Consider the following 26,129-nt stretch of genomic DNA (forward strand, 5'->3'; position numbering starts at 1 on the left):
ATGACGGCGACACCGCACTTCACCGGCGACGCGAACCCGTACGGCGGCGGCGACCCCTACGCCGACTACCGCACCGCCGACTTCCCCTTCACCCACCTCGTCGACCTCGCCGACCGGCGGCTCGGCGCGGGCGTGATCGCCGCCAACGACGAGTTCTTCGCGGAGCGCGAGAACCTTCTGAAGCCGGAGCCCGCCCACTTCGACCCCGAGCACTTCGGGCACAAGGGCAAGATCATGGACGGCTGGGAGACCCGCCGCCGCCGTGGCGTGAGCGCCGCACAGCCCCACCCGGCGGACGAGGACCACGACTGGGCACTGGTCCGCCTGGGCGCGCCCGGTGTCGTGCGCGGCATCGTCGTCGACACCGCCCACTTCCGCGGCAACTACCCGCAGGCGGTCTCCGTCGAAGGCGTCTCGCTGCCGGGCTCGCCGTCCCCCGAGGACCTCCTCGCCCCCGACGTGAAGTGGACGACGCTCGTCCCCCGTACGGCAGTCGGCGGCCACGCGGCCAACGGCTTCGCCGTCGAAGCGGAGCGGCGCTTCACCCACCTGCGGGTCAGCCAGCACCCCGACGGGGGCATAGCGAGGCTCCGGGTGTACGGCGAAGTCGCCCCGGACCCGGCCTGGCTGACGGCGCTCGGTACCTTCGACCTCGTCGCGCTGGAGAACGGCGGCCGGGTCGAGGACGCGTCCGACCGCTTCTACTCTCCGGCGACGAACACCATCCAGCCCGGCCGCTCCCGCAAGATGGACGACGGCTGGGAGACCCGGCGCCGGCGCGACCGGGGCAACGACTGGATCCACTACCACCTCGTCGAGGAGGCGGATATCCGTGCCGTCGAGATCGACACCGCGTACCTGAAGGGCAACTCGGCCGGCTGGGCCGGCCTTTCGGCCCGGGCCACGGGCGGCGGCGACTGGACCGAGGTGCTGCCCAGGACCCGGTTGCAACCGGACACCAACCACCGCTTCGTCCTGCCGGAGGCCGTACGGGCCGCAGAGGTCCGCATCGACATCTATCCGGACGGCGGCATCTCGCGGCTGCGCCTCTTCGGCTCACTGACCGCGCCGGGCGCCGCACGGCTGACGGCCCGCCACGTCGCACTGGGTGGCTGAACCGGCCCGGCCGGGAGCTGTCCGTATTCGGGCGATACCGTAGGGATGCGGGAGCCTGCCCTGGCTCCCGCACACCCCCACAGGAGTCGCCATGATCTTCATCGCCGTCAAGTTCACCGTGCGCACCGCCGAGCGCGACAACTGGCTGCCGGCCGTCGAGGACTTCACCCTCGCCACCCGGCAGGAGCCCGGCAACGTGTTCTTCGACTGGTCCCACAGCGTCGAGAACCCGGACCAGTTCGTGCTGCTGGAGGCGTTCGCGTCCCCGGAGGCCGGCGCGGCCCACGTGCAGTCGGCGCACTTCGCCGCGGCGATGGACACGATGGCGGACCTGGTGGCCGAGGTGCCCGAGATCATCAACGTCGAGGTGCCGGGCGAGGGCTGGTCGCGCATGGCGGAGGTGCAGCCGCGGTCGTAGCGTGAACCGCCGGCGCGCAGCCCCGGCTCAGAACTCCTCGTGGACCTCGGGGTCGCCGCCGAACCGCTCCTGCGGGCCGGCCGCGATACGCGCCAGCTCGTCCGGCGCCAGTTCGAACCCGAACAGATCGAGGTTCTCGCGCTGACGGCCCGGATCGGCCGACTTCGGGATCGGGACGGCGCCCAGTTGGGTGTGCCAGCGCAGCACGGCCTGGCCGGGCGTCACGCCGTGCGCCTCGGCTGCGGCGACGACCGCCGGGTCCGCCAGCAGATCACGGCCGCGGCCCAGCGGGCTCCAGCTCTCCGTCACGATGCCCTTGGCGGCGTGCACGGCCCGCAGTTCCTCCTGCGGCAGCCGTGGATGCATCTCGATCTGGTTGACGGCGGGCAGCACGCCCGTCTCCTCCTCCAGCCGCGCCAACTGGTTCGCGGTGAAGTTGGAGACCCCGACCGACCGCACGAGCCCGTCCTCGCGCAGCCGGATCAGCGCCCGCCACGTGTCCACGTACAGATCGACCCGGGGCAGCGGCCAGTGGATGAGATACAGGTCCACATAGTCCAGGCCCAGGTTGCGGCGGGACTCCTCGAACGAGGCGAGGGTCTTCTCGTACCCGTGGTGCCGGCCCGGCACCTTGGTGGTGACGAAGACGTCCTCGCGCGGTAGGCCGCTGCGGGCGATCCCGCGCCCCGTGCCGGTCTCGTTGCCGTAGTTCAGCGCGGTGTCGACGAGCCGGTAGCCGCGCTCCAGCGCCCCGGCGACCGCTTCCTCGGCCGCGTCGTCGTCCAGGGGCCAGGTGCCGAGTCCGACCGCGGGGATCGTGCGGCCGTCGTTGAGGGTGTGCGCCGGGGTCGCGGGCATGGTCGTCCCTTCTCTGCGGATCACTGCCCGGCCAGCCTAGGACGGTCCGCCCGGCCCCGCCTCGCGGTGGAGCCGGGCGATGACCTCGTCGACCCGGCCGCGCTCATAGCCGCGCCGCACCCAGCTCGAACCCCGCGACCCCGGTGGGCGGGGCGCCGGCGAGAAGCCGGGTGAGGTAGGCCTCGACCTGGTCGCGGTCGTATCCGCGCCGGGCGATACGGAGTCCGAACCGCTCGTACAGTGGACGGTCGTCCTTCTCGCCCGGCACGGACACGTGGGCCTCCTCAGGGCGCGATCGCTGCCGCCACCCTGCCACGCTCAGGCCGCGTGGCCACCGTCCACGGCCAATTCCGCACCGGTGACGAACGCCGCCTCGTCACTGGCCAAGTAGGCGATCATCGCGGCCACTTCGCCGGTCGTGCCGAACCGGTCCAGCGCGTTGGCGGCCCGCTGCCCGGCGGCGAACGGTCCGTCGGCGGGGTTCATGTCGGTGTCGACCGCGCCCGCCTGCACCAGGTTGACCGTGATGCCGCGCGGACCGAGCTCGCGGGCGAGCGGCTTGGTCAGCCCGGACAGTGCCGACTTGCTCATCGCGTAGAGCGTGCCGCCGGGGCCGCCCGCGTACCGGCTCAGGGCCGTGCCGACCGAGATGATGCGGCCGCCCTGCTCCAGGACACCGGCCGCCGCCCGGCAGGCCAGGAACACCGCCCGGACGTTGACCGCGAGGACCCGGTCGACATCGGCGTCGGTGATGCCGTCGATCGGGCCGAGGACCCCGATGCCCGCGTTGTTGACGAGGATGTCGAGCCGCCCGAAGGTCTCCGCCGCCCGGTGCACCGCCCCGGGGACGGCCTCCGGGTCGGCCGAGTCCGCACGCAGGGCCACGGCGCGACGGCCGACCGCCTCGATCTTCCGTACGACCTCGTGGGCGGCCTCCTCGTCCCGTACGTAGGTCAGCGCCACATCGGCGCCGTCCTGGGCGAGCCGCAGGGCGGTCGCGGCGCCGATGCCGCGGCTGCCGCCGGTCACGAGCGCGGTGCGGTTCGTGCTGACGTCGCTGTTCATGAGGGTTCCTGTTCCTTCGCCGGTCGTGCTGACAGGAACAAGGAAAGTCCTTTCGCGCACCGGAGACCGGCGGGAAACGGACGCCCACTCCGGTACGGCGGCGTCCGCCGCCGATGAGTTTCGGCCGTCGCCGCGGTCGGAACAGATGGAAGCGCGAACGGCGGATCTCCCGGAGGAGCACGACCATGGCACAGCTGACGTTGACCACCTTCGTGACCCTCGACGGCGTCATGCAGGCGCCCGGCGCCCCCGACGAGGACACGAGCGACGGATTCGAGTACGGCGGCTGGGTCGCGCCGTTCCTGGACGAGGGCATGGGGCAGTTCATGACCGAGGTGTTCGACCGCGCGGCGGCGTTCGTGCTGGGCCGGCACACGTACGACATCTTCGCGGCGTACTGGCCGGGCGTCACCGACCCCGGCGACCCGATCGCCTCCCGTCTCAACGCCCTGCCCAAGTACGTCGTCTCGACCACTCTGGAGCAGGCGGACTGGCAGAACAGCACGGTGATCTCCGCCGGTGTCCCGGAGGAGATCGCCCGGATCAAGGACCGCACGGAAGGCGGCGAACTGCAGATCCACGGCAGCGGCCTGCTCGCCCGGTCCCTGATGGCACACGACCTGATCGACGCGTACCACCTGCTGGTGTTCCCGGTCGTGCTCGGCCGCGGGCGGCGGCTGTTCGGGGACGGCGGGCTGCCGACGGCCTTCGGGCTGACCGGCTCCCGGACGACGCCGAGCGGCATCACGATCCAGACCTACCGTCCCGCGGGACGGGCCGCCTTCGGCTCGGTCCCGGACGGCAGCTGAGCGATCGGACCGGCAGGGGGCTCGCCTTCGCGGGAGGGCGCCGGGTAGCGTGATCGTTCCGCGTGCGAGCCAGTGAGGTCTCCACATCCGCCCTGTGGAGAACCAGGAGACCCGGGTGTCCTCCGTCGCCGTGCCCGTCCTCGCCCCGCCGCGCCGTGCGTGGCTGACCGATCTGCCCGTCCTGCTCGTCGCCGTGGTGTGGGGCTCCAGCTATCTGGCCGCCAAGGGCATCACCACGGCGCAGACCGTCATCGCCGTCCTCGTACTGCGGTTCGCCGTCGTGCTGCCCGTCCTGGTGATCGCCGGATGGTCCCGGCTGCGGGCGCTGACCGCCGCCCAGTGGCGGGGCGCGGGGCTGCTGGGCCTCGTGCTCAGCGGGATCTTCCTGGTGGAGACGTACGGCATCGTGCACACCTCGGCGACCAACGCCGGGCTCATCATCAGCCTCACCATGATCTTCACCCCCCTCGCCGAGGCCGCCGTGACGCGGACCCGGCCGACCGGGGCCTTTCTCGCGGCCGCCGGGCTGTCCGTCGCCGGAGTGGTCCTCCTGACGCAGGGCGGCGGATTGACCAGCCCCTCGGCGGGCGACCTGCTGATGCTCGTCGCCGCCCTCGCCCGCACCCTGCACGTGCTCCTGATGGCGCGCATCAAGTCCGTCCGGTCGGCGGACTCGCTGTCCCTCACGACGGTCCAGCTCGGCAGCGCGGTCGCCGTCTTCGCCCTGCTGGCCGCCGCCCCCGGCTCGGGGGAGTCACCGTGGTCGGTCGCTGCCGGGTTCGGTGCCCGGGAATGGGGCGGGCTGCTGTTCCTGTCGGTCTTCTGCACGCTCTTCGCGTTCTTCGTGCAGATGTGGTCCGTACGCCGCACCTCGCCGTCCCGGGTCAGCCTGCTGCTCGGTACGGAACCGCTCTGGGCCGCCGCCGTCGGCATCGCGATCGGCGGCGAACGCCTCGGCGTCCTCGGGGTCGCGGGCGCGGCGCTCGTGCTGGCCGGAACGGCGTGGGGGCGCCGCAGCGCAGAGCCGGTCACCTCTTGACCTTCACCCCCGGTCACTCGTCACTCCTCGGCCTTCACCCGGTCACTCCTTGACCGAGTCCGACGCGATCATGATGGCGACCCCTGTCACCACCAGCACGATGCACACGAACAACGAGTGGTCACCGAGGAACGGCAGCCGCCGGACCACGCTGAAGAACCTGAACCAGTCGAGCCATTCATGGAGCAGCCCGGCCGCACCCTGGACGAAGACCAGGAAGCCGACCGTCTCGCAGAGCTTCTTCATGGCAACGAGCCTGGCGGGCCGCGCATGGGCGTCGCGTCGGCCGGTGGTCTGCGCCGCCGGTCCGAAAGTCTCGCCTTCCACGACTTTGGTCGCTTCGCGGCCCGGAACGCCCGAAAGCCCCGCCACGGCTGCGTAGCTTTGTCGATATGACGCGCACCGAATACCCCTGGCTGCAGCCCTCGGCGATGGCCGACCCCGAGCTGCCGGGCGACCGGGGCAGCCGGACGCGCCGCACCGTACGGGACTGGATCGTCGACATCACGGCGTTCCTCTGCGCCGCGGGGTTCGGGCTGGCGGTCGTTGCCGCGATCGACGCCGACGAGACCACCTCCGACGTCTTCGTCCTCATCGACTCGCTCGCCGGGGCCGCGGCCTGCTGCGCGCTGTGGGTGCGGCGCCGGTGGCCGGTCGGCCTCGCGGTCGCGCTGACCCTCCTGTCCGTCGTCGAACCGGTCGCGGCGGGGGCCTGGCTGGTGGCCCTGTTCAGCGTGGCCGTCCACCGGCCGTTCCGCCCCGTGGCGTTCATCGGCGCGGGAGCCCTGCTGGTCGCCCCCGTACAGCCGTATCTGCGCCCGGACCCGTCCACCTCGTTCATCGCGTCCACCATCATCGGGTTGCTGCTGGTCCTGCTCGTGCTCAGCTGGGGCATGGTCGTACGGTCCCGGCGCCAGCTCGTCGTGACCCTGCGGGAGCGGGCCAGACGGGCCGAGGCCGAGGCCGGGCTCCGGGCCGAGCGGGCCCAGCGGCTGGCCCGCGAGGACATCGCCCGCGAGATGCACGATGTCCTCGCCCACCGGCTGACCCTGCTCAGCGTCCACGCGGGCGCCCTGGAGTTCCGCCCCGACGCGCCCCCGGCCGAGGTCGCCCGTGCCGCCGGAGTCATCCGGGACAGCGCCCACGAGGCGCTCCAGGACCTCCGCGAGATCATCGGCGTCCTGCGCAGCCCCCGCGACGGGGACGGCGACCGGCCCCAGCCCACCCTCGCCACCCTGGACGCGCTCGTCGCCGAGTCCCGCCTGGCCGGCATGAAGGTCACCCTCGACAACCGCATCGCCGACCCCGCCGCCGCCCCGGCCGCCGCCGGCCGTACCGTCTACCGCATCGCCCAGGAGGGCCTGACCAACGCCCGCAAGCACGCGCCCGGCGCCGAGGTCACCGTCCGGGTCACCGGCGGTCCCGGCCGGGGCATCACCGTAGAGGTGCGCAACCCGGCCCCCGGCGAACCGTTCGAGCAGGTACCGGGATCCGGTCAGGGCCTCATCGGGCTGACCGAGCGGGCCACCCTCGCCGGAGGCCGTCTCGACCACGGACCGGAACCGGACGGCGGGTTTGGGGTGCGGGCCTGGCTACCGTGGTCCTCATGACCATCCCGGCTCCCGCCTCCGCGCCCCGTCCCGTCCGGCTGCTGATCGTCGACGACGACCCGCTCGTCCGGGCCGGGCTCACGCTCATGCTGGGCGGCGCCGAGGACATCGACATCGTGGGGGAGGGGGCCGACGGCAGCGAGGCGGCCGAACTCGTCGACCGGCTCCGGCCGGACGTGGTCCTGATGGACATCCGGATGCCCGTCATGGACGGGCTGACCGCGACGGAGGCGCTGCGCGGCCGTCCCGACGCACCCGAGATCATCGTCCTGACGACGTTCCACGCCGACGAACAGGTACTCCGCGCCATTCGTGCCGGAGCCGCCGGCTTCGTCCTCAAGGACACCCCGCCCGCGCAGATCGTCGACTCCGTACGGCGGGTGGCGGCCGGGGACCCCGTCCTGTCGCCCGCGGTCACCCGGCAGCTGATGGCCCGTGCCACGGGCGCGGGCCATCAGGAGCGGGCCGGCCGGGCCGAACGGGCGCGGCAGCGCATCGCCTTGCTGGCCGACCGCGAGCGCGAGGTGGCGGTCGCCGTCGGACACGGCCGCTCCAACGCCGAGATCGCCGCCGCCCTCTACCTCAGCGTGGCGACGGTGAAGACCCAGGTCTCCCGCATTCTCGCCAAGTTCGACTTCAACAACCGTGTCCAGATCGCGCTGCTGGTGCACGACGCGGGCCTGCTCGACGACCAGGACGACACGGGCCGGTCCTGAACCCGTCGACCCCGCCGGGCGGGCGGCCTAGGCTGACCGGACCGATCAGACCGGGAGGGCGGGCCCATGTCCGATGTCGATGCCGATCTGCGCGGAGCAGCCGGCTTCACCGCGAATCCCCACCCCTACTACGCGGCACTACGGGCCGCAGGTCCGGTGCACACCGTCCGCACCGACGAGTTCGACCGGATCTGGCTCGTCGTGGGGTACGACGCGGGGCGTGCCGTCCTCGCCGACCCGAGATTCGGCAAGGACTGGCGTGAGCTGCCCGGCCAGTCGGGCGGGGGCGACCCGATCAACGCCAACATGCTCGAGATGGACGCCCCGGACCACACCCGTCTGCGCAAGCTGGTCGCCCGGGAGTTCACCCCGCGCCGGATCGAGGCGCTGCGCCCCCGGGTGCAGCAGATCACCGACGGACTGCTCGACACGATGCTGCCCGCCGGGCGGGCCGACCTTCTGGACGCGCTCGCCTTTCCGCTGCCGCTGACCGTCATCTGCGAACTCATCGGCGTGCCCGACATGGACCGGGCCGCCTTCCGTGTGATGTCCAACGCCGTGGTCTCCCCGGCCGGTGCGCGGGAGGAGGGCGACGCCGTCCGCGCGATGGGCACCTACCTGACCGAACTGATCGAGGACAAGCGCTGTTCGCCGGGTGATGACCTGCTGAGCGCTCTGATCGCAGCACGCTACGAGGACGCGGACACACTGTCGCGCGACGAACTGGTCGGCATGGCCTTCCTGCTGCTGGTCGCGGGTCACGAGACGACGGTCAACCTGATCTCCAACGGTGTACGGGCGCTGCTCGCCCACCCCGGCCAGCTGGCGGACCTGCGCGCCGACTTCGGCCTTCTCGACGGGGCGGTGGAGGAGATGCTCCGCTACGAGGGGCCGGTGGAGAACGCCACCTTCCGGTTCGCCCGGGAGAGCGTCAGGATCGGTTCGCGGACCATCGCGGCCGGTGACCCGGTCCTGGTCTGCCTGGCGGGCGCGGACCGCGACCCCGCACGCTATCCCGGTCCCGACCGCTTCGACATCCGTCGCGAGGCGCAGGGGCACCTGGCCTTCGGCCACGGGATCCATTTCTGTCTGGGCGCACCGCTGGCCCGGATGGAGGGCCGCATCGCGATCCGTACGCTGCTGGAACGCTGCCCCGGCCTCGTGTCCGACCCGGACGCCGGGGCACCGGACTGGCTGCCTGGCATGCTGATCCGCGGAGTGCGCAGTCTCCCCGTACGTTGGTGACACCGAAGGGACCCGTCGTGACCGGACTCGACCTGCAGATGGCACAGAAGGTACTCGACAGCCAGCCGTTCAGCGCCCTCGTCGGCGCGCGGATCACCGCGTTCGGCGACGGCGCGGCCACGCTGGAGATCGACAGCCGCGAGGAGTTGCGGCAGCAGAACGGATTCCTGCACGGCGGAGTGCTCGCCTACGCCGCAGACAACGCCCTCACCTTCGCCGCCGGCACGACGCTCGGCCCGGCGGTCCTGACCGGCGGCTTCTCCATCCAGTACCTCCGCCCCGCCACCGGCGCCTCGCTCGTCGCGCGCGCGGAGGTCGTCCACACCGGGCGACGGCAGGCCGTGGCACGTTGCGATCTGTCCGTCGTGGGGCAGGACGGTACGGAAACACTCTGCGCCGTCGCCCAGGGCACCGTGCTGAGCGCCACCCCGTCCTGAAGGAGCCCCACGTGACCACCGAAGCCATAGTCGACCTCGGGGCGCTCGGCGAGCGGTTCACCCGCGATCCGTTCCCCGTGTACGCGGACTTACGTGCCCGCGGCCCCGTGCACCGGGTCCGGATCCCGGAGGGCTCCCTCGCCTGGCTCGTCGTCGGGTACGAGGAGGGCCGGGCCGCGCTCGCGGACCAGCGGTTCTCCAAGCAGTGGAGCAACGCCTCGCCCTCCCTCGGTGCCGGCCAGGTCGCCTCGGGAACCTCCATGCTCAGCTCGGACGCACCCGCCCACACGCGGCTGCGCAAGCTGGTGGCCCGTGAGTTCACCTCCCGCCGGATGCAGCAACTCGTCCCACGTGTCCAGCAGATGACGGACGAGCTGCTCGACACCATGCTGGCGCGCCCGGACCGCAGGACCGATCTCGTCGAGTCCCTGTCCTTCCCGCTGCCCATGTCCGTCATCTGCGAACTGCTCGGTGTGCCGTTCCTGGACCGCCAGGTCTTCCGCGAGTGGTCCAACACCGTGGTGTCCTCCCTCGACGCCGGGGTACGCCGCGACGCGACCGTCCAGATGTCGGGCTTCCTCGCCGGGCTGCTCGACGACAAGCGGGAACAGCCCGGCGACGACCTGATGAGCGCACTGATCCACACGGCCGACGAGGAGGGCGACCGGCTCTCGGCCGGCGAACTCATGGGCATGGCCTGGCTGCTGCTCGTCGCCGGCCATGAGACCACGGTGAACCTGATCTCCAACGGGGTACTGGCCCTGCTCGCGCACCCGGACCAACTCGCGCTGCTCCGGGCCGGCTTCGGTCTGATCGACAACGCGGTGGAGGAGATGCTCCGCTGGGCGGGCCCGGTCGAGACACCCACGTACCGCTTCACGACCGAAGCGATCGACATCGGCGGCACGGTGATCCCGGGCGGCGGTGAGCTCGTCCTGGTCGCGATGTCCGACGCCAACCGCGACCCGGACCGCTACCCGGAAGCCGACCGTTTCGACATCACCCGGGACGCCCGCGGGCACCTGGCCTTCGGCCACGGCATCCACTTCTGCCTGGGTGCGCCGCTGGCCCGCATCGAGGCGGCGGTGGCCATCAGATCGCTGCTGGAGCGCTGCCCCGAACTGGCGCTGGACGGGGACCCGGCGGAGCTGACCTGGCGTACGGGCATGCTCATCCGGGGGCCGGAAGGACTGCCCGTCAGGTGGTGAGGCGCCGGCGGCGCGCCCCGGGGTCAGGCGGACGGGATCTCCGTCAGCTCCACCGCGCGCCGCTCCCGCCGCGAGAGCTCGCACGCCTCCGCGATCCGCAGGGCGCTCAGCGCCTCCCGGCCGTCGCACGGATTGGCCGCCTCGCCGCGCACCAGCCGTACGAAGGCGTCGAGTTCGGCCTCGTACGCGGCGGCGAAGCGCTCCAGGAAGCCGGGCCAGGGGTCGGCCGGGGCGCCGGGTCCCTCCGGTTCGGCGGAGGTGAGCGGGGTGCGGCCGTCGAGGCCCACCGCGATCTGGTCGGTCTCGCCCGCGAGCTCCATCCGGACGTCGTACCCCGCGCCGTTGCAGCGGGTCGACGTCGCGGTGACGAGGGTGCCGTCGTCGAGGGTCAGCAGCGCCGCCGCCGTGTCCACGTCGCCGGCCGCGCGGAACATCGGGTGCCCGCCGTCCGACCCGGTGGCGTACACCCGCGTCACCTCGCGGCCCGTCACCCAGCGGACCATGTCGAAGTCATGGATCAGGCAGTCCCGGAACAGCCCGCCGGAGAGCGGCAGGTACGCGGCGGGCGGCGGCGCGGGATCGGAGGTGGCCGTCCGTACGGTGTGCAGCCGGCCGAGCGCCCCGCCGCGCACCGCGGCGCGTGCCGCCGTGTACCCGGCGTCGAACCGGCGCATGAAGCCGAGCTGGAGGACGCTGTGCGTACGCTCCGCCTCGCGCAGCGCCCCGAGCGTGCCCGCCAGGTCCAGCGCGACGGGCTTCTCGCAGAAGGCGGGCAGTCCCGCCCGGGCGGCCCGGCCGATCAGCTCGGCGTGGGCGGAGGTGGCGGAAGCGATCACCACGGCGTCCACTCCGGCCTCGAACAGCTCCGTCGCCGTGGCCACGGCGCGCGCCCCGGTCCGGCGGGCGACGGCGACCGCGCGGGCCGGCTGGGCGTCCGCCACCACCAGCGCCTCGACCGCGGGATGGCGGGCGAGGACACCCGCATGGAAGGAGCCGATCCGGCCGGTGCCGAGGAGTCCGATGCGCATGGTTCCAACGTGCCGTCCACCCGTATCGATGTCAATCGAATGTCCTGACAAATCGCGGGCGCTTTCGGCCGGTTGGCCGGGGGTGACCCCGCCCGGTCACCGAGTGTGACTGTCAGGACAACAGGACAACAGGACAACCGAACCACCGGACTACCGGAGTTGCGGACGTGCGGGTTACGCTCCCGGCGTGCCGAAATCCACCGCCGACGCGACCGCCCTCGACCTGGGGGTGGACCGCTCCAGCCCCGTTCCGCTCTACTACCAGCTCGCCCAGCAGCTCGAGGCGGCGATCGCGGACGGCAGACTCGCCGCCGGCGGACTCCTCGGCAACGAGATCCAGCTCGCCGCGCGCCTCGGGCTGTCCCGGCCCACCGTCCGCCAGGCCATCCAGTCGCTCGTCGACAAGGGCCTGCTGGTCCGGCGCCGCGGCGTCGGCACCCAGGTGCTGCACAGCAAGGTCAGGCGCCCCCTCGAACTCAGCAGCCTGTTCGACGACCTGGAAGCCGCCGGCCGGCACCCCTCGACCACCGTCCTGACCAACGTCCTGCGGCCCGCGTCCGCTGCCGTCGCCGCGGCACTGGGCGTCACGGAGGGCGCCGAGGTGCGGTACATCGAGCGCCTTCGCGAGGCGGACGGCGAACCCCTCGCCCTCCTGCACAACCACCTGCCCGCCGGGCTCCTCGACCTCTCCGGCGAACGGCCGGCCGCCACCGGCCTCTACCGGATGATGCGCGGCGCGGGCATCACCCTGCACAGCGCCCGCCAGACCGTCGGCGCCCGCCTCGCCACCGCCGACGAGGCCGGGCCGCTCGGGGAGAGCGAGGGCGCCGCCCTGCTCACGATGGAGCGCACCACCTTCGACGACACCGGCAGAGCGGTCGAATTCGCCTCCCACCTCTACCGCGCCTCGCGCTACGCCTTCGATTTTCAGCTCCTCGTACGGTGACACGGGGCCCCGGCTCTCGTACGGTGTCACAGGCTTCCCGGCTACCCGTACGGTGACGACGGCCGCACCCGGCCGCCCCCGCCCCCGTACACGCCCCTGTCCGACACACGCGCCGCGCCCCTGCCGGGCAGGCGCGGCCCGGGCTCGGGGATACTTGCCCAGCCGGGCCGGGACCGTATGGCCCCGGCTCCACCAGCAGCACAGCGAGCAGCACAAGAAGGGCACGGCGTCGTGGCAAGGGTTCGGACAGGGGTACGTGCGATGGGCGCCGTGCTTGCGGCGGTGCTCGGGGCCTCCCTCATGGGATGCAGCAGCACCGGCGGCAAGCGGGCGGAGGAGCGGGCGGAGCAGGCCGCGGCCGAGGGCCGGTCCGCGGTGAACACGCCCCGCTGGACGTTCGCCATGGTCACCCACTCGGGCGACGGCGACACCTTCTGGGACATCGTCCAGAAGGGCGCCAAGATGGCGGCCGACAAGGACAACATCAACTTTCTGTACTCCCACAACGACGAGGGACAGCAGCAGGCCCAGCTCGTCCAGGCCGCCATCGACAAGAAGGTCGACGGGCTGATCGTCACGCTCGCCAAGCCCGATGCCATGAAGGCCGTCGTCGCCAAGGCCGTCAAGGCCGGCATCCCGGTCATCACGGTGAACTCGGGCTCCGCCGAGTCGAAGGCGTACGGCGCGCTCACCCACATCGGCCAGGACGAGTCGATCGCCGGCGAGGCCGTCGGCGACGAGCTGAACGCCCGGGGCCGCAAGAAGGCCCTGTGCATCCTCCACGAGCAGGGCAACGTCGGCCACGAGCAGCGCTGCGCCGGCGCGAAGAAGACCTTCGACGGCCAGATGCAGAACCTCTACGTCGAAGGCACCAACATGCCCGACGTCCAGGCATCCATCGAGGCCAAGCTCCAGGCCGACAAGGACATCGACGCGGTCGTCACCCTGGGCGCGCCCTTCGCGGACGCCGCCGTCCAGGCGAAGAAGACCGCGGGCAGCAAGGCCGAGATCGACACCTTCGACCTGAACGCCAAGGTCGCGGCCGAGCTCCAGGCCAAGACCCTCGGCTTCGCCGTCGACCAGCAGCCCTACCTCCAGGGGTACGAGGCCGTCGACCTGCTCTGGCTCTACCGCTACAACCGCAACGTGCTCGGCGGCGGCAGGCCGGTCCTGACCGGCCCGCAGGTCATCACCTCCGACGACGCCGCGCAGCTCGCCGAGTACGCGGACCGGGGAACCCGATGACCGCGGGGCCCGGTACGTCCTCCGCCGTGGCGGACGAACGGCTCGTTCGCGTCTCACCGCTGCGCAAGCTGCTCGGCCGCCCCGAGCTCGGCTCGGTCGTCGGCGCGCTGGCCGTCTTCCTCTTCTTCGCCGTCGTCGCCGACAGCTTCCTGCGCGCCACCAGCTTCGGCACGGTGCTCTACGCGGCCTCCACCATCGGCATCATGGCGGCGCCGGTGGCGCTCCTGATGATCGGCGGGGAGTTCGACCTCTCCGCGGGCGTGATGGTCACCAGCTCCGCGCTGATCTCGTCGATGTTCAGCTACCAGATGACGGCCAACGTCTGGGTCGGCGTCTTCGTCTCCCTGCTGGTCACGCTCGCCATCGGCGCGTTCAACGGCTTCATGCTGACCCGGACGAAACTTCCGAGCTTCATCATCACGCTCGGCACGTTCCTGATGCTGACCGGTCTCAACCTGGGATTCACCAAGCTGATCAGCGGGACCGTCTCGACGAAGACCATCGGCAACATGGAGGGCTTCGACTCGGCCCGCGCGGTCTTCGCCTCGCACTGGACGGTCGGCGGCGTCGAGCTGAAGGTGACCATCCTGTGGTGGGCCGTCCTCGTCGCCATCGCCACCTGGATCCTCATCCGTACCCGCTTCGGCAACTGGATCTTCGCCGTCGGCGGCGAGGCCGACGCGGCCCGCGCCGTCGGCGTCCCCGTGATCCGGACCAAGATCGGCCTCTACCTCGGGGTCGCCTTCGCGGCCTGGGTCTCCGGACAGCACCTGCTGTTCAGCTACGACGTGGTGCAGTCCGGCGAGGGCGTCGGCAACGAGCTGATCTACATCATCGCGGCCGTCATCGGCGGCTGTCTGATCACCGGCGGATACGGCTCCGCGATCGGCTCGGCGGTCGGTGCCTTCATCTTCGGCATGACCAGCAAGGGCATCGTGTACGCGGAGTGGAACCCGGACTGGTTCAAGTTCTTCCTCGGAGCCATGCTGCTCCTGGCCACCCTGCTCAACGCATGGGTACGCAAGCGCGCGGAGGCGACGAAATGACGGCCCCCAAGGAATCGAGCGTGCCCGCGGACACCGGCCGGGCGCTGGTCGAGCTGGACCACGTCAGCAAGTTCTACGGCAACATCAAGGCCCTCCAGGACGTCTCGCTGGAGGTCCACGCCGGAGAGATCTCCTGCGTCCTCGGTGACAACGGCGCCGGCAAGTCCACCCTGATCAAGATCATCGCGGGGCTGCACCGGCACGACACGGGGACCTTCCTGATCGACGGCGAGGAGACCACGCTCGCCAACCCGCGCGACGCCCTGGACCGGGGCATCGCCACGGTCTACCAGGACCTCGCCGTCGTCCCGCTGATGCCGGTCTGGCGCAACTTCTTCCTCGGCTCCGAGCCGACGAAGGGCACCGGTCCCTTCAAGAGTCTCGATGTCCGGCTGATGCGGCAGACGACCCGCTCCGCGCTGCTGCGGATGGGCATCGACCTCCGCGACGTCGACCAGCCCATCGGCACGCTGTCCGGCGGCGAGCGCCAGTGCGTCGCCATCGCCCGGGCCGTCCACTTCGGCGCCAAGGTCCTCGTCCTGGACGAGCCGACCGCGGCGCTCGGCGTCAAGCAGTCCGGGGTCGTGCTCAAGTACGTCGCCGCCGCCCGGGACGCGGGACTCGGCGTGGTCCTCATCACGCACAACCCGCACCACGCCTACCTCGTCGGTGACCGCTTCGTGCTGCTCAAGCGGGGCGCCATGGCGGGCAGCCACACGAAGGCCGACGTGACGCTGGACGAGCTGACACGCCAGATGGCGGGCGGCAGCGAGCTGGAGGAGCTCAGCCATGAGCTCGAGCGGGCCCCCGGCCCGCTGGGCGGCCTCCGGGACGAGAAGCCCTAGGACGGCACCTCCGGGCGACCGCGTCCGCGGACCTTGCCCAGCGCCCGACGGGACCGGTGTCCGGTCCCGTCGGGTTCCGGGCGGCAGGCCGGCCGACGTACGGACCGGGGCCGGCAATGGCAGAATCGACACCGGTGGGCACCGTCCGCCGCCGGAAGCACGACGAACCGGCCCCCCAGACCCCGCAGGGACGATGAGCACGTACCGCGACTTCACCCACCGCGGGTCCGCCCGCGCCACCGTCCTTCGGACCGTCGGCACCAGGGAGCGGCGCTCACACCTCACCGCGCCGCGGGTGCCCACGGTCGGCATCGACATCGGCGGGACGAAGGTGATGGCCGGCGTCGTCGACGCCGACGGCAACATCCTGGAGACCCTGCGCACCGAGACGCCCGACAAGTCCAAGAGCCCCAAGGTCGTCGAGGACACCATCGTCGAGCTGGTGCTCGACCTCTCGGACCGCCACGACGTCCACGCGGTGGGCATCGGCGCGGCCGGCTGGGTCGACGCGGACCGCTCCAAGGTGCTGTTCGCCCCGCATCTGGCCTGGCGTGACGAACCCCTGCGCGACGCCCTCGCCTCCCGGCTCGTCGTCCCCGTCATGGTCGACAACGACGCCAACACCGCCGCCTGGGCCGAATGGCGTTTCGGCGCCGGCCGCGGCGAGGACCACCTCGTCATGATCACGCTCGGCACCGGCATCGGCGGCGCGATCCTGGAGGACGGTCAGGTCAAGCGCGGCAAGTACGGCGTCGCCGGTGAGTTCGGCCACATGCAGGTCGTGCCCGGAGGCCACCGCTGCCCCTGCGGCAACCGTGGCTGCTGGGAGCAGTACAGCTCCGGGAACGCCCTCGTCCGGGAGGCCAGGGAACTGGCCGCGGCGGACTCCCCGGTCGCCCACGGACTCATCGAGCGGGTCAAGGGCAACATCCCCGACATCACCGGCCCGCTCATCACCGAACTGGCCCGCGAGGGCGATGCGATGTGCATCGAGCTCCTCCAGGACATCGGCCAGTGGCTCGGCGTCGGCATCGCCAACTTGGCCGCCGCGCTCGACCCCTCCTGCTTCGTCATCGGAGGCGGTGTCAGCGCCGCCGACGACCTCCTGATCGGCCCGGCCAGGGACGCCTTCAAACGCCACCTCACCGGCCGCGGCTACCGGCCCGAGGCCCGGATCGCGAAGGCGCAGCTCGGCCCCGAGGCGGGTATGGTCGGCGCGGCCGACCTCGCCAGACTCGTGGCACGGCGCTTCCGGCGCACCAACCGCCGGCGCGTCGAGCGGTACGAGCGGTACGCCCAGATCTACGACCAGGCCGCCAGCACCATCCGTAACACGCGTAACACCCGCACTTCCTAGGGATCACCGCACCCATGACCGCAGTCGAGCACCCCGTCGTGCCGCGCCAGTCCCCGCCGCCCGGCGGGGGACCGACGCCCGAGGACCGGCGCCGGACCGTCCGCCGGCGCCTGATCACGGCGACCATCATCGTGCTGCTCATCGGCATCCCGGCCGGCTATCTGCTGATCTCCGCGGGCCAGAGCCGCCGCTCCGGCCAGGACAAGGCCGCCGAGGCGGCGGCGCAGGGGCTCCGTGAGGGCTGGCCGTCACGGATGCTCCGCCGCATCTTCGAGGTGCCGATCCCCAAGGACGCCGTTCAGGTCCAGTACTACGAGACCAACAACTGGAAGGCCAGCCGGATGTACGTGCAGTTCCGCACGTCGTCCAACGGCCTGGACCGCTTCCTGACCCAGGTGGGCACGGGCCGGGCCGCACTGGAGAGCGGCAGGTTCACCATCGGCGAGCGCGACATGAAGATCGCGGGCTGGTACTTCAACGGCGGCCTGTCGTGGGCGGGCACCACGCACACCAACAAGGATCCGCGCCCCACGCAGGACATCACCGTCAACATGACCGACCCGGCGGCACCGGTCGTCTACGTCGTCTCCGCGGCGACGCCCTGACCGCTCCAGGAGCGGCGCGGCGCCCGTCTGCCGTGATCAGAAGTCGACGGGCTCGCGGATCAGCGGGCAGGTCATGCAGTGGCCGCCACCACGTCCCCGGCCGAGTTCGGCGCCGACGATCGTGATGACCTCGACGCCCGCCTCGCGCAGGAGCGCGTTGGTCTGGGTGTTGCGGTCGTAGGTGAAGACGACGCCCGGCCGGAGCGCGACGGCGTTGTTGCCGCTGTCCCACTGCTGCCGCTCGGAGGCGTACACATCGCCGCCCGTCCCGACCACCCGAAGCCCGGGCAGACCGAGCCCCTTGGCGACGACGTCGACGAACGGCGTCGATCCCTCGTCGGTGATCTCCACCCCCGGGCCCTTGTCGCCGGGGCGCAGCGAGAAGGTGTGCACCGCGTCCATGATCTTGGGGTAGAGGGTGACGAGGTCCCGGTCGGCGAAGGTGAAGACCGTGTCGAGATGCATGGCGGAGCGGAGCCTGGGCATTCCGGCGACGATGACCTGCTCGGCCGCGCCGTTCCTGAACAGGGAGGCGGCGACCTGGGTGATGGCCTGGCGGGAGGTGCGTTCGCTCATGCCCATGAGGACGACCCCGTTGCCGACGGGCATGATGTCGCCGCCTTCGAACGTGGCCTGGCCCCAGTCCTGTTCCGGATCGCCCCACCACACCACGCTGTCCCTGAAGTCGGGGTGGAAGGTGTAGACCGCCTTCATCAGCAGGGTCTCACCGTGCCGGGCGGGCCAGTAGAGCGGGTTCAGCGTCACACCGCCGTACAGCCAGCAGGTGGTGTCACGGGTGTACAGGGTGTTGGGGAGCGGGGGCATGAGGTACTCCCGGGCCCCGGTCGCCTCGCGGGCGAGCGCCACGTAGCCGGAGCGGAATCCGGCCGGCAGGTCGGCGGTGGACAGCCCGCCGATGAGGTACTCCGCCAGCTGACGGGAGTCGAGCGAGTCCAGGAAGGCGCGGGTGTCGTCGATGAGCCCGAGGCCGACCTCGTTGGCCACGATCTTGCGGTCCAGGAGCCAGCTCCTGGCCTCGGGAATGTCCATGGTCCGGGCGAGCAGCTCGTGGAGCTCGACGACCTCGACTCCGTGCCCGGTCAGCTGGTCGACGAAGTCCGCGTGATCGCGCTGGGCGTTCTCCACCCACATGACGTCGTCGAAGAGCAGCTCGTCGGAGTTGGTCGGGGTCAGCCGGCGGTGGGCGAGGCCGGGCGCGCACACCAGCACCTTGCGGAGCCTGCCGACCTCGGAGTGAACGCCGAGGGCCGGTCCGGGAGTGGTGGCTGAACTCATCGCAGTGCGCCTTTCGGTCGGGTACGGCACGGGTCGGGTACGGGTCACAGTTCGATCCAGCCCATCGCCAGGGCGATCACGCCCAGCACGGCACCGGCGACCGAGACGGCGCAGATGAGGGCCTCGCGGGGGGAGAAAAGCCGCCGGTTCTGCTCGCGCCGGGCCTGGGCGAACAGGAAGGTCGCGGGGGCGTAGAGGATGAAGGAGACGAGGACGAACTTCAGCCCGGCCGCGTACAGCAGGAAGGCCGTGTACACCGTGGCGACGACGGCGACCGCGAGCTCCGGGCGGGTGCTCCGGCCCGAGGTCTTCGCACGGTCGGGTCCGAAGCAGATCTTCACGGCGAACCCGGCGGCGAGCAGGAACGGGATCAGGCTCAGGGCACTGGTCAGGTCGAGCGCGAAGTTGAACGCGTCGTCGGAGAACATCGTGACGACCAGGACGACCTGGCTCAGCGTGGTCGTCATGAGCAGGGCGGGGACCGGCACGTCCTCGGAGGTGGCGCGGCCCAGGAACCGGGGCATGTCCTTGTCCTTGGCGGCGACGAAGAGCACTTCCGCGGCCATCAGCGTCCAGGCGAGATACGCGCCCAGCACGGAGACGATGAGACCGACGCTGACGAAGACCTTCCCCCAGGTGCCGACGGCGTGTTCCAGCACACCGGCCATGGACGGCTGGCGCAGCTCGGCGATCTCGGCCATCGGCATGATGCCGTACGAGACGATGGTGACGGAGGCGAAGACGGCGAAGACGCTGAGGAAGCCGAGGACCGTGGCCCGGCCGACGTCCTCCCGCCGTTTGGCGTGCCGGGAGTAGACGCTTGCGCCCTCGACGCCGAGGAAGACGAAGACCGTGGCCAGCATCGTCCCGCGGACCTGGTTGAACAGCGAGCCCGCGTAGTCGGCCCCGCCCCAGTTGTCCACGAACACATCCGTGTCGAGGCAGAACAGCGCGAGGACGACGAACACCAGGATCGGCACGACCTTGGCCACGGTGACGATCCTGTTGATCGCCGCTGCCTCCTTGACGCCCCGCCGGATCAGCAGGAAGAACGCCCACAGGCCGACCGAGGAGAGGACCACGGCGAGGAAGGTGTCGCCGTCACCGAGCGCGGGCCAGACCGCGCCGATCGTCGACATGATCAGTACCCAGTACGTGACGTTGCCGACGCAGGCACTCGCCCAGTAGCCGAACGCGGAGAAGAACCCGAGGTACTCGCCGAACCCGGCCTTGGCGTACGCGTACACACCGGCGTCCAGGTCGGGCCGCCGCACGGCGAGCGTCTGGAAGACGAAGGCGAGCATCAGCATGCCCGTCCCCGCGATCGCCCAGGCGATCAACGCCCCGGCCACCCCGGTCTCCTGCGCGAAGCGGCGCGGCAGTGAGAAGACCCCGGCCCCGACCATCGAGCCGACCACCATCGCGGTCAGCGTCACCAGGGTCAGCTTGGCCGCGGGCCGGTCACCGGACGTGGCGGCCGGCGTGCTGGTCTCTGCGTCGCTCATGACTTCCCTCGTCTGTACGCCGGGGCAGGAGGAGGCCGCGCAGGGGCCCGCGCCCGCTCGTCGTCCGGCAACCCCCGTTCATGAGCCGAGTTGAACTCCTGCGCCCCACGCATCCGTCGAAGGAAATATAGTGCAATTCGGTATCTATCGTGCGAATGACCGGACTTCACGCCGGACGAAGCGCGCCTCAGTCACGCCGAACCCCCACCGGTTCGAGCCGCAGCCGCCGCGCCGGCCAGGGGGGTGGCTCAGCGATGCCGAACCAGACCCGGACGTCCTCCCCGGTGCGGACGGGCAGGAGTGGATAGTCGTTCGCCGCGTGCTCGGTGCGGTGCAGCGCGTGAGCCGGGCTCAGATGCCGGGCGGCGTAGGCGTCGAAGGGGGCCGCACCGGTCGGGTGGCAGACGGTCGCGACCACTTCCCGGATGCCCGGATCCGCTCGGAATCCGGGGCCGCGCAGCAACAGGACGTCGTCGCTGTCGGCCATGGTGGCGTTGGCCGCGTCGCGGTGCGCCCGCCAGACCGGGCCGGTGTAGAAGGCCTCCAGCGAGCGTCGGCGGTGCGCCATGCCGGGGAACGCGCGGAGCCAGACGAAGCGGTCCGGGTCGTCCAGATCGCGGAACCGGCCGCAGACGGTGATGCCCACCGACTGCTGACCGGTCACGAACTCGCGCTCGAACAGCTCGATCAGGGCCTCCCGGGCCCCGGGGTGCAGGGTGTACTGCCGGAGTTCGACGACGCTCATACGCCGGCCCGCCCGGTGCGGGTGAGGTCCATGGTCCAGTTGAGCTCCCAGCTGTGGCCGCCGTCACCGGAGAACTCCTGCTCCCAGCGGGCGGTGTCCGGGCCGAGGCGGAACCAGGTGAAGTGCACCCGGACCGGACGTCCGTCGTAGGTGTCCTCGCCGTGGAAGTCGCCGCGATCGCCGTCGAAGGTGCCGGATACCGGCGGATCCAGCCGGCCCGTCCTGCTGTCGGACCAGTAGATCGACCAGCGTCCCGTCTCGCGGTCGAACAGGCGCAGCGTCGCTCCCCGGCGGCCGAGGGTGGGGAAGACGATCTCGTCGATGTTGCCGGCGCCCTCGAACAGGGGCCGGATCACCGAGTGGCCGGGGAACTCCGTCCAGAGGGCGGGGCCCGGTCCGAGCGGTGTGGTGAGACGGCGGTTGGCCACGTCCCAGGAGCCGTGCAGGAAGTCGAAGTCGTTCATGCGCCCCAAGCTACGAGCACTCCACTGACACCTTGTGTCAGTGGATACTGGGCGACATGCGCGCGAGCCGGCTGGTCACCCTTCTACTGCTGCTCCAGAACCGGGGCACGATGACGGCCCGGCAACTGGCCGAGGAACTGGAGGTCTCCGTCCGCACGGTGTACCGGGACACCGAGGCGCTCGCCGCCGCCGGTATCCCGCTGTACGGCGCTGCCGGACACGCGGGCGGCTACCGGCTGCTCGACGGCTACCGGACCCGGCTCACCGGGCTGACCGCGGACGAGGCGCAGGCCGCCTTCCTTGCCGCGCTCCCCGGCGCCGCCGCCGAACTCGGCCTCGGCGAGGCGCTCGCCACGGCCCGGCTGAAGCTGCGGGCCGCGCTCCCGAGGGAACTGCGCGAGCACGCCGGGCGGATCCAGGAACGCTTCCTGCTCGACGCCCCCGGCTGGTACGGCGACGCCGAGCGCACGCCGCACCTGGTCCCGGTCGCCACCGCGGTGTGGGAGCGACGTGCCGCGGTCCTGAAGTACCGCCGCTGGCGGGCGCCGGAGGAGATCGAGCGGCGGGTGGAACCGTACGGGCTCGTGCTCAAGGCCGGGCGCTGGTACCTGATCGCGGGCGGGCAGTCCGGAATCCGTACCTACCGGGTCGACCAAGTCCTCGGATTCCGGACCCTGGAGGAGTTCGCCATGCCGGACGGCTTCGACCTGGCCACCTACTGGACCGGCTATCTGGCCGGATTCCGGGCCCGGCTGCACACCGGGGAGGCCCGGGTGCGGCTCACCGCGGAGGGCGCTCGCCGACTGGGCGTGACACCCACGGGCGAGGGGTGGACGGAGGCACGGGTGCCCATCGAGTCGATCGACCACGCCCACGGGGAGTTCCTGCGGCTGGGCGCCGACATCGAGGTCCTGGCCCCGGCCGGACTCCGTGACCGTATCGCCGCCACCGTACGGACCCTGGCCACCCGCTACGGCTCACCGCCGGACTGACGACGAGCACCTCCGGACGCCGGTCACCGACGCCGACGCGGGCCGGGACGCCTGGTCGGGAACAACGCGCCCGGTCGGGAACAGCGGGCTTGGTGGAGAACAACGCGCCTGGTCGGGAACAGCGGGCTTGGTCGGGAACAGCGCGCCTGGTCGGGAACAGCGGGCCCGTCCGGGAACAGCGGGCCCGTCCGGAACGGTTGCAACGGGCGGGGGACCGGCGTCGCACGGGCCTCGCCGCACACTTGTACCACCACCCACTTTCTGCAGAAGGACACCTTGATGACCGACCGGCCTTTGACGCTCATGGCAGTGCACGCCCACCCCGACGACGAGGCCACCGGAACGGGAGGCGTCCTCGCGCGGTACGCGGCGGAAGGCATCCGCACCGTTCTGGTGACCTGTACCGACGGCGGTTGCGGCGACGGGAAGGGAGGTGCCAAGCCGGGCGACCCCGGGCACGATCCGGCGGCCGTCGCCCTGATGCGACGCCAGGAACTCGAGGCCAGCTGTGAGGTGTTGAACATCAGCGATCTGGAGATGCTGGACTACGCGGACTCCGGAATGATGGGCTGGCCGAGCAACGACGCCCCCGGTTCCTTCTGGCGGACCCCCGTGGAGGAAGGCGCCGCCCGGCTCGCGGAGCTCATGCGCCACTACCGGCCCGATGTGGTCGTCACCTATGACGAGAACGGCTTCTACGGCCACCCCGACCACATCCAGGCCAACCGCATCACGATGGCGGCGCTGGAGATGACCGGGCTGACGCCGAAGGTGTACTGGACGACGATGCCCCGCTCGGGAATGCAGCGGTTCGGCGAGATCATGCGCGAGTTCCACGAGGACATGCCGGAGCCGGATCCCGCCGAGACGGCCGCGATGGCCGAGATCGGCCTCCCCGACGACGAGATCACCACCTGGGTGGACACCACCGCGTTCAGCGGTCAGAAGTTCGACGCGCTGGCCGCGCACGCCAGTCAGGGCGAGAACATCTTCTTCCTCAAGATGGGCAAGGAGAGGTTCGGCGAGTTCATGGGCATGGAGACCTTCGTCCGCGTCAAGGACACCACGGACGCTCCCGTACCGGAGAACGACCTCTTCGCCGGACTGCGCTGACCCGCGCGCCCGGCCGGCCGGCTGACTGTTCCGCTCGGGGGGCGAGGTGCTGTGACGCCGTTGACCGGTCGCGGGCGGGTGCGCGGGTGCCGTCTGCGGCACGCATCCGCGCACCGCGCACCGCGGGGCGTGGTGGCGTCAGTCGGTCAGCCGCCGCTTGTCCGGTCCTGACAGGCTGCCGGAACCGCCGTGACGGGTTGGCCGGCCGGTGCGGTCGCCGGGCGGTTCACGGCCGGAACCCGCAGGCAACCCACGAAGCAGGAGCGAAGACATGGGATTCGACAACCACCGCGTGGTCATCACGGCCGCCGGCCGTGACTTCGGCCGCGCCCTGGCCATCCGTCTCGCGGACCTCGGCGCCGAGGTCTTCCTCTCCGCCCGGAGTCTCGCCGCGGCCGAGCGGGTGCGCGACGAGATTCGGGACCGGGGGCATCAGCAGGTCCACGCCTTCTCCTGCGACCTGACGGACCCCGCTTCGATCCGGGACTTCGCCGCCGAGGTCGCCCGGCGCACCGACCGCATCGACGTGCTGATCAACAACGGTTCGCGCTACCTCGAAGGCCCGGACCTCGGCTCCGCCTCCGACGCCGACATCGTGGACACGATCGCGTCAGGCGCCACGGGAACCGTTCTCACGGTGAAGAACTTCCTGCCTCTCCTGCTCCGCTCGGACAAGCCGGATGTGGTGACCATGGTCTCCGCCTGCGGGGCGGCGGGCCACCACCGCTCGGAGGCGCACGACGCCTTCTACGCGGCCAAGAGCGCCCAGGCGGGTTTCACCGAGATCCTCTCCAAGCGTCTCCGGCCCCAGGGGGTCCGGGTGATCTCCCTCTACCCGCCCGACTTCGCCAATCCCGACCCGCTCTCCGAGGAATGGGAGACCACACCGCGCGAGGCCCGGGACGACCTCACCGCGCAGTCACTCGTGGAGTGCATCCTCTTCGCCGTCGCCCAGCCCCGCGACTGCTTCATCAAGGCGTTCCACTTCGAACAGGTCTGACCGTCGGGGGGAGAGAGACCGGTCGCGGTGCCCGGCCGGTCAGGCGCGTCCGGGGCCCTGCTCATGCGGGCGGCCCGGAAGGCCGCTGCGGGGAGCGGAGCACGAGCAGGGTGATCTCGCTGGGGGCGAAGACGCGGAACGGCGGGCCCCAGAAGCCGGTACCCCGGCTGGTGTAGAGGAGGGTGCGGGTGCCGTGGCGGCTGAGGCCGGCGAGGGCGGGCTGGTCGATGCGCACGAGGTGGTGGAAGGGCCAGATCTGTCCGCCGTGGGTGTGGCCCGAGAGCTGGAGGTCGACGCCGCCCGCGACGGCCCGGTCGATGAACTTGGGCTGGTGGGCCAGGAGCAGGACGGGCAGGTCGGGGTCGGCGCCGTCCAGGGCTCCGGCGAGGTGGGCGCGGTGGCCGGCCAGGCCGGAGGACTCGGCGGTGACGTCGTCCACGCCGGCGACCACCAGGGTGTCGCCGCCGCGTTCCAGCAGCAGATGACGGTTGCGCAGCGGCTCCCAGCCCAGCTCGTCCATCAGGTCGACCCAGCCCTGGGCCTCGCTGTAGTACTCGTGGTTCCCGGTGACGTAGACGCGGGCCTTGGTGGCTTGCACGGTGCCGAGCGGAACAGCCTGGGCGCGGCGGCGTCCGGCGGTGCCGTCCGCGATGTCGCCGGTGTGGCAGACCAGATCGGCCTCCAGGCCGTTGACCTTCGCGCAGACCCGCTCCGACCAGCGTGCGCGGTCGAGCGGGCCGTAGTGGGTGTCGGTGAGGAGGGCGACGCGCGTGCCGTCCAAACCGGCCCCCAGGCGCGGGAGTTCCACGTCGAGCTCGCGCACGCGTGGCACCCGGCGGGCCTCGGCGTACCCCCACGCGAGCAGCATGGCGGCTACCCCGAGAATCGCCCACGTGACGATCCTGGCCCGGCTCTGCCCGTCGCCCACGCCCGCCACGGCCAGGGCGAGGCGCAGCAGGACGCCGAGCAGCACGGACCAGGTGAACAGCACCCAGCCGACCCCGAGGAGGGTGTCTCCGACGATCGCCGCCCGGTCCTGCTGCCGTCGGCCGTGGCCGCGCGCCATCGCGAGCGGCATGGTGATCAGACCGAGGGCGAAAAGGGCCGTGCCGCCCAGCGCCACGGGGAGCGGCCAGTGCTGCCCGGCGTGCAGCAGCACCCAGCAGGGCACAGCCCACAGCAGGACGGGGGCGATCAGAGGGACGTAGCGCATCAGGCGGCGCAGTCGACTCTGCTGGGCGGTGTGCGCTGCACCGTCCGCGGATCGGGCTTCGCTGGTGTCGGTCACGCTTTCCATCCTCAGGTAATCCAGACTGCCGGCGCGCACTGTACCCGGTCGTTGCGGGCGTGCCTCCATCGGGAAAGTGAGGGCACAAGCCGTCCGGAGAACTCGGCGGACGCTGATCCCGGCCCGCGCGAAG

The 26,129-nt window shown here is 71.5% G+C and carries 28 protein-coding genes; 18 read left to right on the forward strand and 10 right to left on the reverse strand.

The window, feature by feature from the left end; all coding sequences use genetic code 11:
• Together alc and EAO72_RS38895 are read left to right on the forward strand one after the other, a co-directional pair.
• Positions 1 to 1,116, forward strand: coding sequence for an allantoicase (alc, locus tag EAO72_RS38890; protein ID WP_148021693.1), 1,116 nt, complete (start codon positions 1 to 3; stop codon positions 1,114 to 1,116).
• 91 nt (positions 1,117 to 1,207) lie between these two features.
• On the forward strand, positions 1,208 to 1,534 hold the full coding sequence (locus EAO72_RS38895; RefSeq protein ID WP_148021694.1) for a putative quinol monooxygenase: 327 nt from the start codon (positions 1,208 to 1,210) through the stop codon (positions 1,532 to 1,534).
• A 27-nt stretch (positions 1,535 to 1,561) separates the two neighbouring features.
• Here EAO72_RS38895 and EAO72_RS38900 read toward each other — a convergent pair whose 3' ends face one another.
• The 3 genes from EAO72_RS38900 to EAO72_RS38905 form a co-directional block, all read right to left on the reverse strand.
• On the reverse strand, positions 1,562 to 2,392 hold the full coding sequence (locus tag EAO72_RS38900) for an aldo/keto reductase (RefSeq protein WP_148021695.1): 831 nt from the start codon (positions 2,390 to 2,392) through the stop codon (positions 1,562 to 1,564).
• A gap of 103 nt (positions 2,393 to 2,495) precedes the next feature.
• On the reverse strand, positions 2,496 to 2,666 hold the full coding sequence (locus EAO72_RS42345) for a hypothetical protein (protein ID WP_187285350.1): 171 nt from the start codon (positions 2,664 to 2,666) through the stop codon (positions 2,496 to 2,498).
• Positions 2,667 to 2,710: 44 nt separating this feature from the next.
• Entirely contained in the window at positions 2,711 to 3,457 is a 747-nt protein-coding gene (locus EAO72_RS38905) for an SDR family NAD(P)-dependent oxidoreductase (protein WP_148021696.1), read from the reverse strand.
• Positions 3,458 to 3,642: 185 nt separating this feature from the next.
• Between EAO72_RS38905 and EAO72_RS38910 the strand changes: the two genes are divergently transcribed.
• Together EAO72_RS38910 and EAO72_RS38915 are read left to right on the forward strand one after the other, a co-directional pair.
• On the forward strand, positions 3,643 to 4,266 hold the full coding sequence (locus EAO72_RS38910) for a dihydrofolate reductase family protein (protein ID WP_148021697.1): 624 nt from the start codon (positions 3,643 to 3,645) through the stop codon (positions 4,264 to 4,266).
• Between the two features lie 115 nt (positions 4,267 to 4,381).
• A complete protein-coding gene (locus EAO72_RS38915) occupies positions 4,382 to 5,305 on the forward strand; it encodes a DMT family transporter (protein ID WP_148021698.1) in 924 nt (307 codons plus the stop codon).
• A gap of 42 nt (positions 5,306 to 5,347) precedes the next feature.
• Here the strand turns inward: EAO72_RS38915 and EAO72_RS38920 are convergent, their stop codons facing one another.
• Positions 5,348 to 5,551 (reverse strand): hypothetical protein, encoded by a 204-nt coding sequence (locus EAO72_RS38920; RefSeq protein ID WP_148021699.1) that lies wholly within the window; start codon positions 5,549 to 5,551, stop codon positions 5,348 to 5,350.
• Positions 5,552 to 5,697: 146 nt separating this feature from the next.
• Between EAO72_RS38920 and EAO72_RS38925 the strand changes: the two genes are divergently transcribed.
• From EAO72_RS38925 to EAO72_RS38945, 5 genes are all read left to right on the forward strand, one after another.
• The gene (locus tag EAO72_RS38925; RefSeq protein WP_148021700.1) at positions 5,698 to 6,915 is read left to right on the forward strand and encodes a sensor histidine kinase; all 1,218 of its coding nucleotides are present in this window, start codon (positions 5,698 to 5,700) and stop codon (positions 6,913 to 6,915) included.
• Positions 6,912 to 7,631, forward strand: a complete 720-nt coding sequence (locus tag EAO72_RS38930; protein WP_148021701.1) for a response regulator — start codon at positions 6,912 to 6,914, stop codon at positions 7,629 to 7,631. The genes EAO72_RS38925 and EAO72_RS38930 overlap by 4 nt, the downstream gene beginning before the upstream one ends.
• A gap of 66 nt (positions 7,632 to 7,697) precedes the next feature.
• A complete protein-coding gene (locus tag EAO72_RS38935; protein ID WP_148021702.1) occupies positions 7,698 to 8,876 on the forward strand; it encodes a cytochrome P450 family protein in 1,179 nt (392 codons plus the stop codon).
• 17 nt (positions 8,877 to 8,893) lie between these two features.
• Complete coding sequence (locus EAO72_RS38940) at positions 8,894 to 9,313, forward strand: PaaI family thioesterase (RefSeq protein ID WP_148021703.1); 420 nt, start codon at positions 8,894 to 8,896, stop codon at positions 9,311 to 9,313.
• 11 nt (positions 9,314 to 9,324) lie between these two features.
• Complete coding sequence (locus tag EAO72_RS38945; RefSeq protein ID WP_148021704.1) at positions 9,325 to 10,521, forward strand: cytochrome P450 family protein; 1,197 nt, start codon at positions 9,325 to 9,327, stop codon at positions 10,519 to 10,521.
• A 23-nt stretch (positions 10,522 to 10,544) separates the two neighbouring features.
• Here EAO72_RS38945 and EAO72_RS38950 read toward each other — a convergent pair whose 3' ends face one another.
• Positions 10,545 to 11,549, reverse strand: coding sequence for a Gfo/Idh/MocA family protein (locus EAO72_RS38950; protein WP_148021705.1), 1,005 nt, complete (start codon positions 11,547 to 11,549; stop codon positions 10,545 to 10,547).
• Positions 11,550 to 11,736: 187 nt separating this feature from the next.
• On the opposite strand from EAO72_RS38950, the gene EAO72_RS38955 reads away from it, so the two are divergent.
• The 6 genes from EAO72_RS38955 (at position 11,737) to EAO72_RS38980 (ending at position 17,593) form a co-directional block, all read left to right on the forward strand.
• Positions 11,737 to 12,495 carry a GntR family transcriptional regulator gene (locus EAO72_RS38955; protein WP_148021706.1) on the forward strand — a complete coding sequence of 253 codons (759 nt, stop codon included), beginning with the start codon at positions 11,737 to 11,739 and terminating at the stop codon, positions 12,493 to 12,495.
• A 231-nt stretch (positions 12,496 to 12,726) separates the two neighbouring features.
• Positions 12,727 to 13,740 (forward strand): substrate-binding domain-containing protein, encoded by a 1,014-nt coding sequence (locus EAO72_RS38960; RefSeq protein ID WP_459112831.1) that lies wholly within the window; start codon positions 12,727 to 12,729, stop codon positions 13,738 to 13,740.
• Positions 13,737 to 14,786 carry an ABC transporter permease gene (locus EAO72_RS38965; RefSeq protein WP_148021708.1) on the forward strand — a complete coding sequence of 350 codons (1,050 nt, stop codon included), beginning with the start codon at positions 13,737 to 13,739 and terminating at the stop codon, positions 14,784 to 14,786. The genes EAO72_RS38960 and EAO72_RS38965 overlap by 4 nt, the downstream gene beginning before the upstream one ends.
• Complete coding sequence (locus EAO72_RS38970; RefSeq protein WP_148021709.1) at positions 14,783 to 15,631, forward strand: ATP-binding cassette domain-containing protein; 849 nt, start codon at positions 14,783 to 14,785, stop codon at positions 15,629 to 15,631. Before EAO72_RS38965 ends, EAO72_RS38970 begins: the two co-directional genes overlap by 4 nt.
• 193 nt (positions 15,632 to 15,824) lie before the next feature.
• Positions 15,825 to 16,988, forward strand: coding sequence for an ROK family glucokinase (locus EAO72_RS38975; protein ID WP_148021710.1), 1,164 nt, complete (start codon positions 15,825 to 15,827; stop codon positions 16,986 to 16,988).
• Positions 16,989 to 17,002: 14 nt separating this feature from the next.
• The gene (locus EAO72_RS38980; protein WP_148021711.1) at positions 17,003 to 17,593 is read left to right on the forward strand and encodes a hypothetical protein; all 591 of its coding nucleotides are present in this window, start codon (positions 17,003 to 17,005) and stop codon (positions 17,591 to 17,593) included.
• Positions 17,594 to 17,629: 36 nt separating this feature from the next.
• Here the strand turns inward: EAO72_RS38980 and EAO72_RS38985 are convergent, their stop codons facing one another.
• The 4 genes from EAO72_RS38985 to EAO72_RS39000 all read right to left on the reverse strand — a co-directional run bounded on the left by EAO72_RS38985 (position 17,630) and on the right by EAO72_RS39000 (position 21,603).
• Positions 17,630 to 18,889, reverse strand: coding sequence for an arginine deiminase (locus EAO72_RS38985; protein ID WP_148021712.1), 1,260 nt, complete (start codon positions 18,887 to 18,889; stop codon positions 17,630 to 17,632).
• Positions 18,890 to 18,933: 44 nt separating this feature from the next.
• Entirely contained in the window at positions 18,934 to 20,394 is a 1,461-nt protein-coding gene (locus EAO72_RS38990; RefSeq protein WP_148021713.1) for a basic amino acid/polyamine antiporter, read from the reverse strand.
• A 187-nt stretch (positions 20,395 to 20,581) separates the two neighbouring features.
• On the reverse strand, positions 20,582 to 21,139 hold the full coding sequence (locus EAO72_RS38995) for an NIPSNAP family protein (RefSeq protein WP_148021714.1): 558 nt from the start codon (positions 21,137 to 21,139) through the stop codon (positions 20,582 to 20,584).
• On the reverse strand, positions 21,136 to 21,603 hold the full coding sequence (locus tag EAO72_RS39000; RefSeq protein WP_148021715.1) for a hypothetical protein: 468 nt from the start codon (positions 21,601 to 21,603) through the stop codon (positions 21,136 to 21,138). Before EAO72_RS39000 ends, EAO72_RS38995 begins: the two co-directional genes overlap by 4 nt.
• Before the next feature lie 56 nt (positions 21,604 to 21,659).
• On the opposite strand from EAO72_RS39000, the gene EAO72_RS39005 reads away from it, so the two are divergent.
• From EAO72_RS39005 to EAO72_RS39015, 3 genes are all read left to right on the forward strand, one after another.
• Entirely contained in the window at positions 21,660 to 22,595 is a 936-nt protein-coding gene (locus tag EAO72_RS39005; protein WP_148021716.1) for a helix-turn-helix transcriptional regulator, read from the forward strand.
• 279 nt (positions 22,596 to 22,874) lie between these two features.
• Positions 22,875 to 23,708, forward strand: a complete 834-nt coding sequence (locus EAO72_RS39010) for a PIG-L family deacetylase (protein WP_148021717.1) — start codon at positions 22,875 to 22,877, stop codon at positions 23,706 to 23,708.
• 271 nt (positions 23,709 to 23,979) lie between these two features.
• Positions 23,980 to 24,708 (forward strand): SDR family oxidoreductase, encoded by a 729-nt coding sequence (locus tag EAO72_RS39015; RefSeq protein ID WP_148021718.1) that lies wholly within the window; start codon positions 23,980 to 23,982, stop codon positions 24,706 to 24,708.
• A 61-nt stretch (positions 24,709 to 24,769) separates the two neighbouring features.
• On the opposite strand, the gene EAO72_RS39020 is transcribed toward EAO72_RS39015, so the two are convergent.
• Positions 24,770 to 25,996 (reverse strand): metallophosphoesterase, encoded by a 1,227-nt coding sequence (locus EAO72_RS39020; protein WP_148021719.1) that lies wholly within the window; start codon positions 25,994 to 25,996, stop codon positions 24,770 to 24,772.
• Positions 25,997 to 26,129 lie beyond the last annotated feature (133 nt).

This window comes from Streptomyces sp. OR43, assembly GCF_008042275.1.
Lineage (GTDB): Bacteria > Actinomycetota > Actinomycetes > Streptomycetales > Streptomycetaceae > Streptomyces.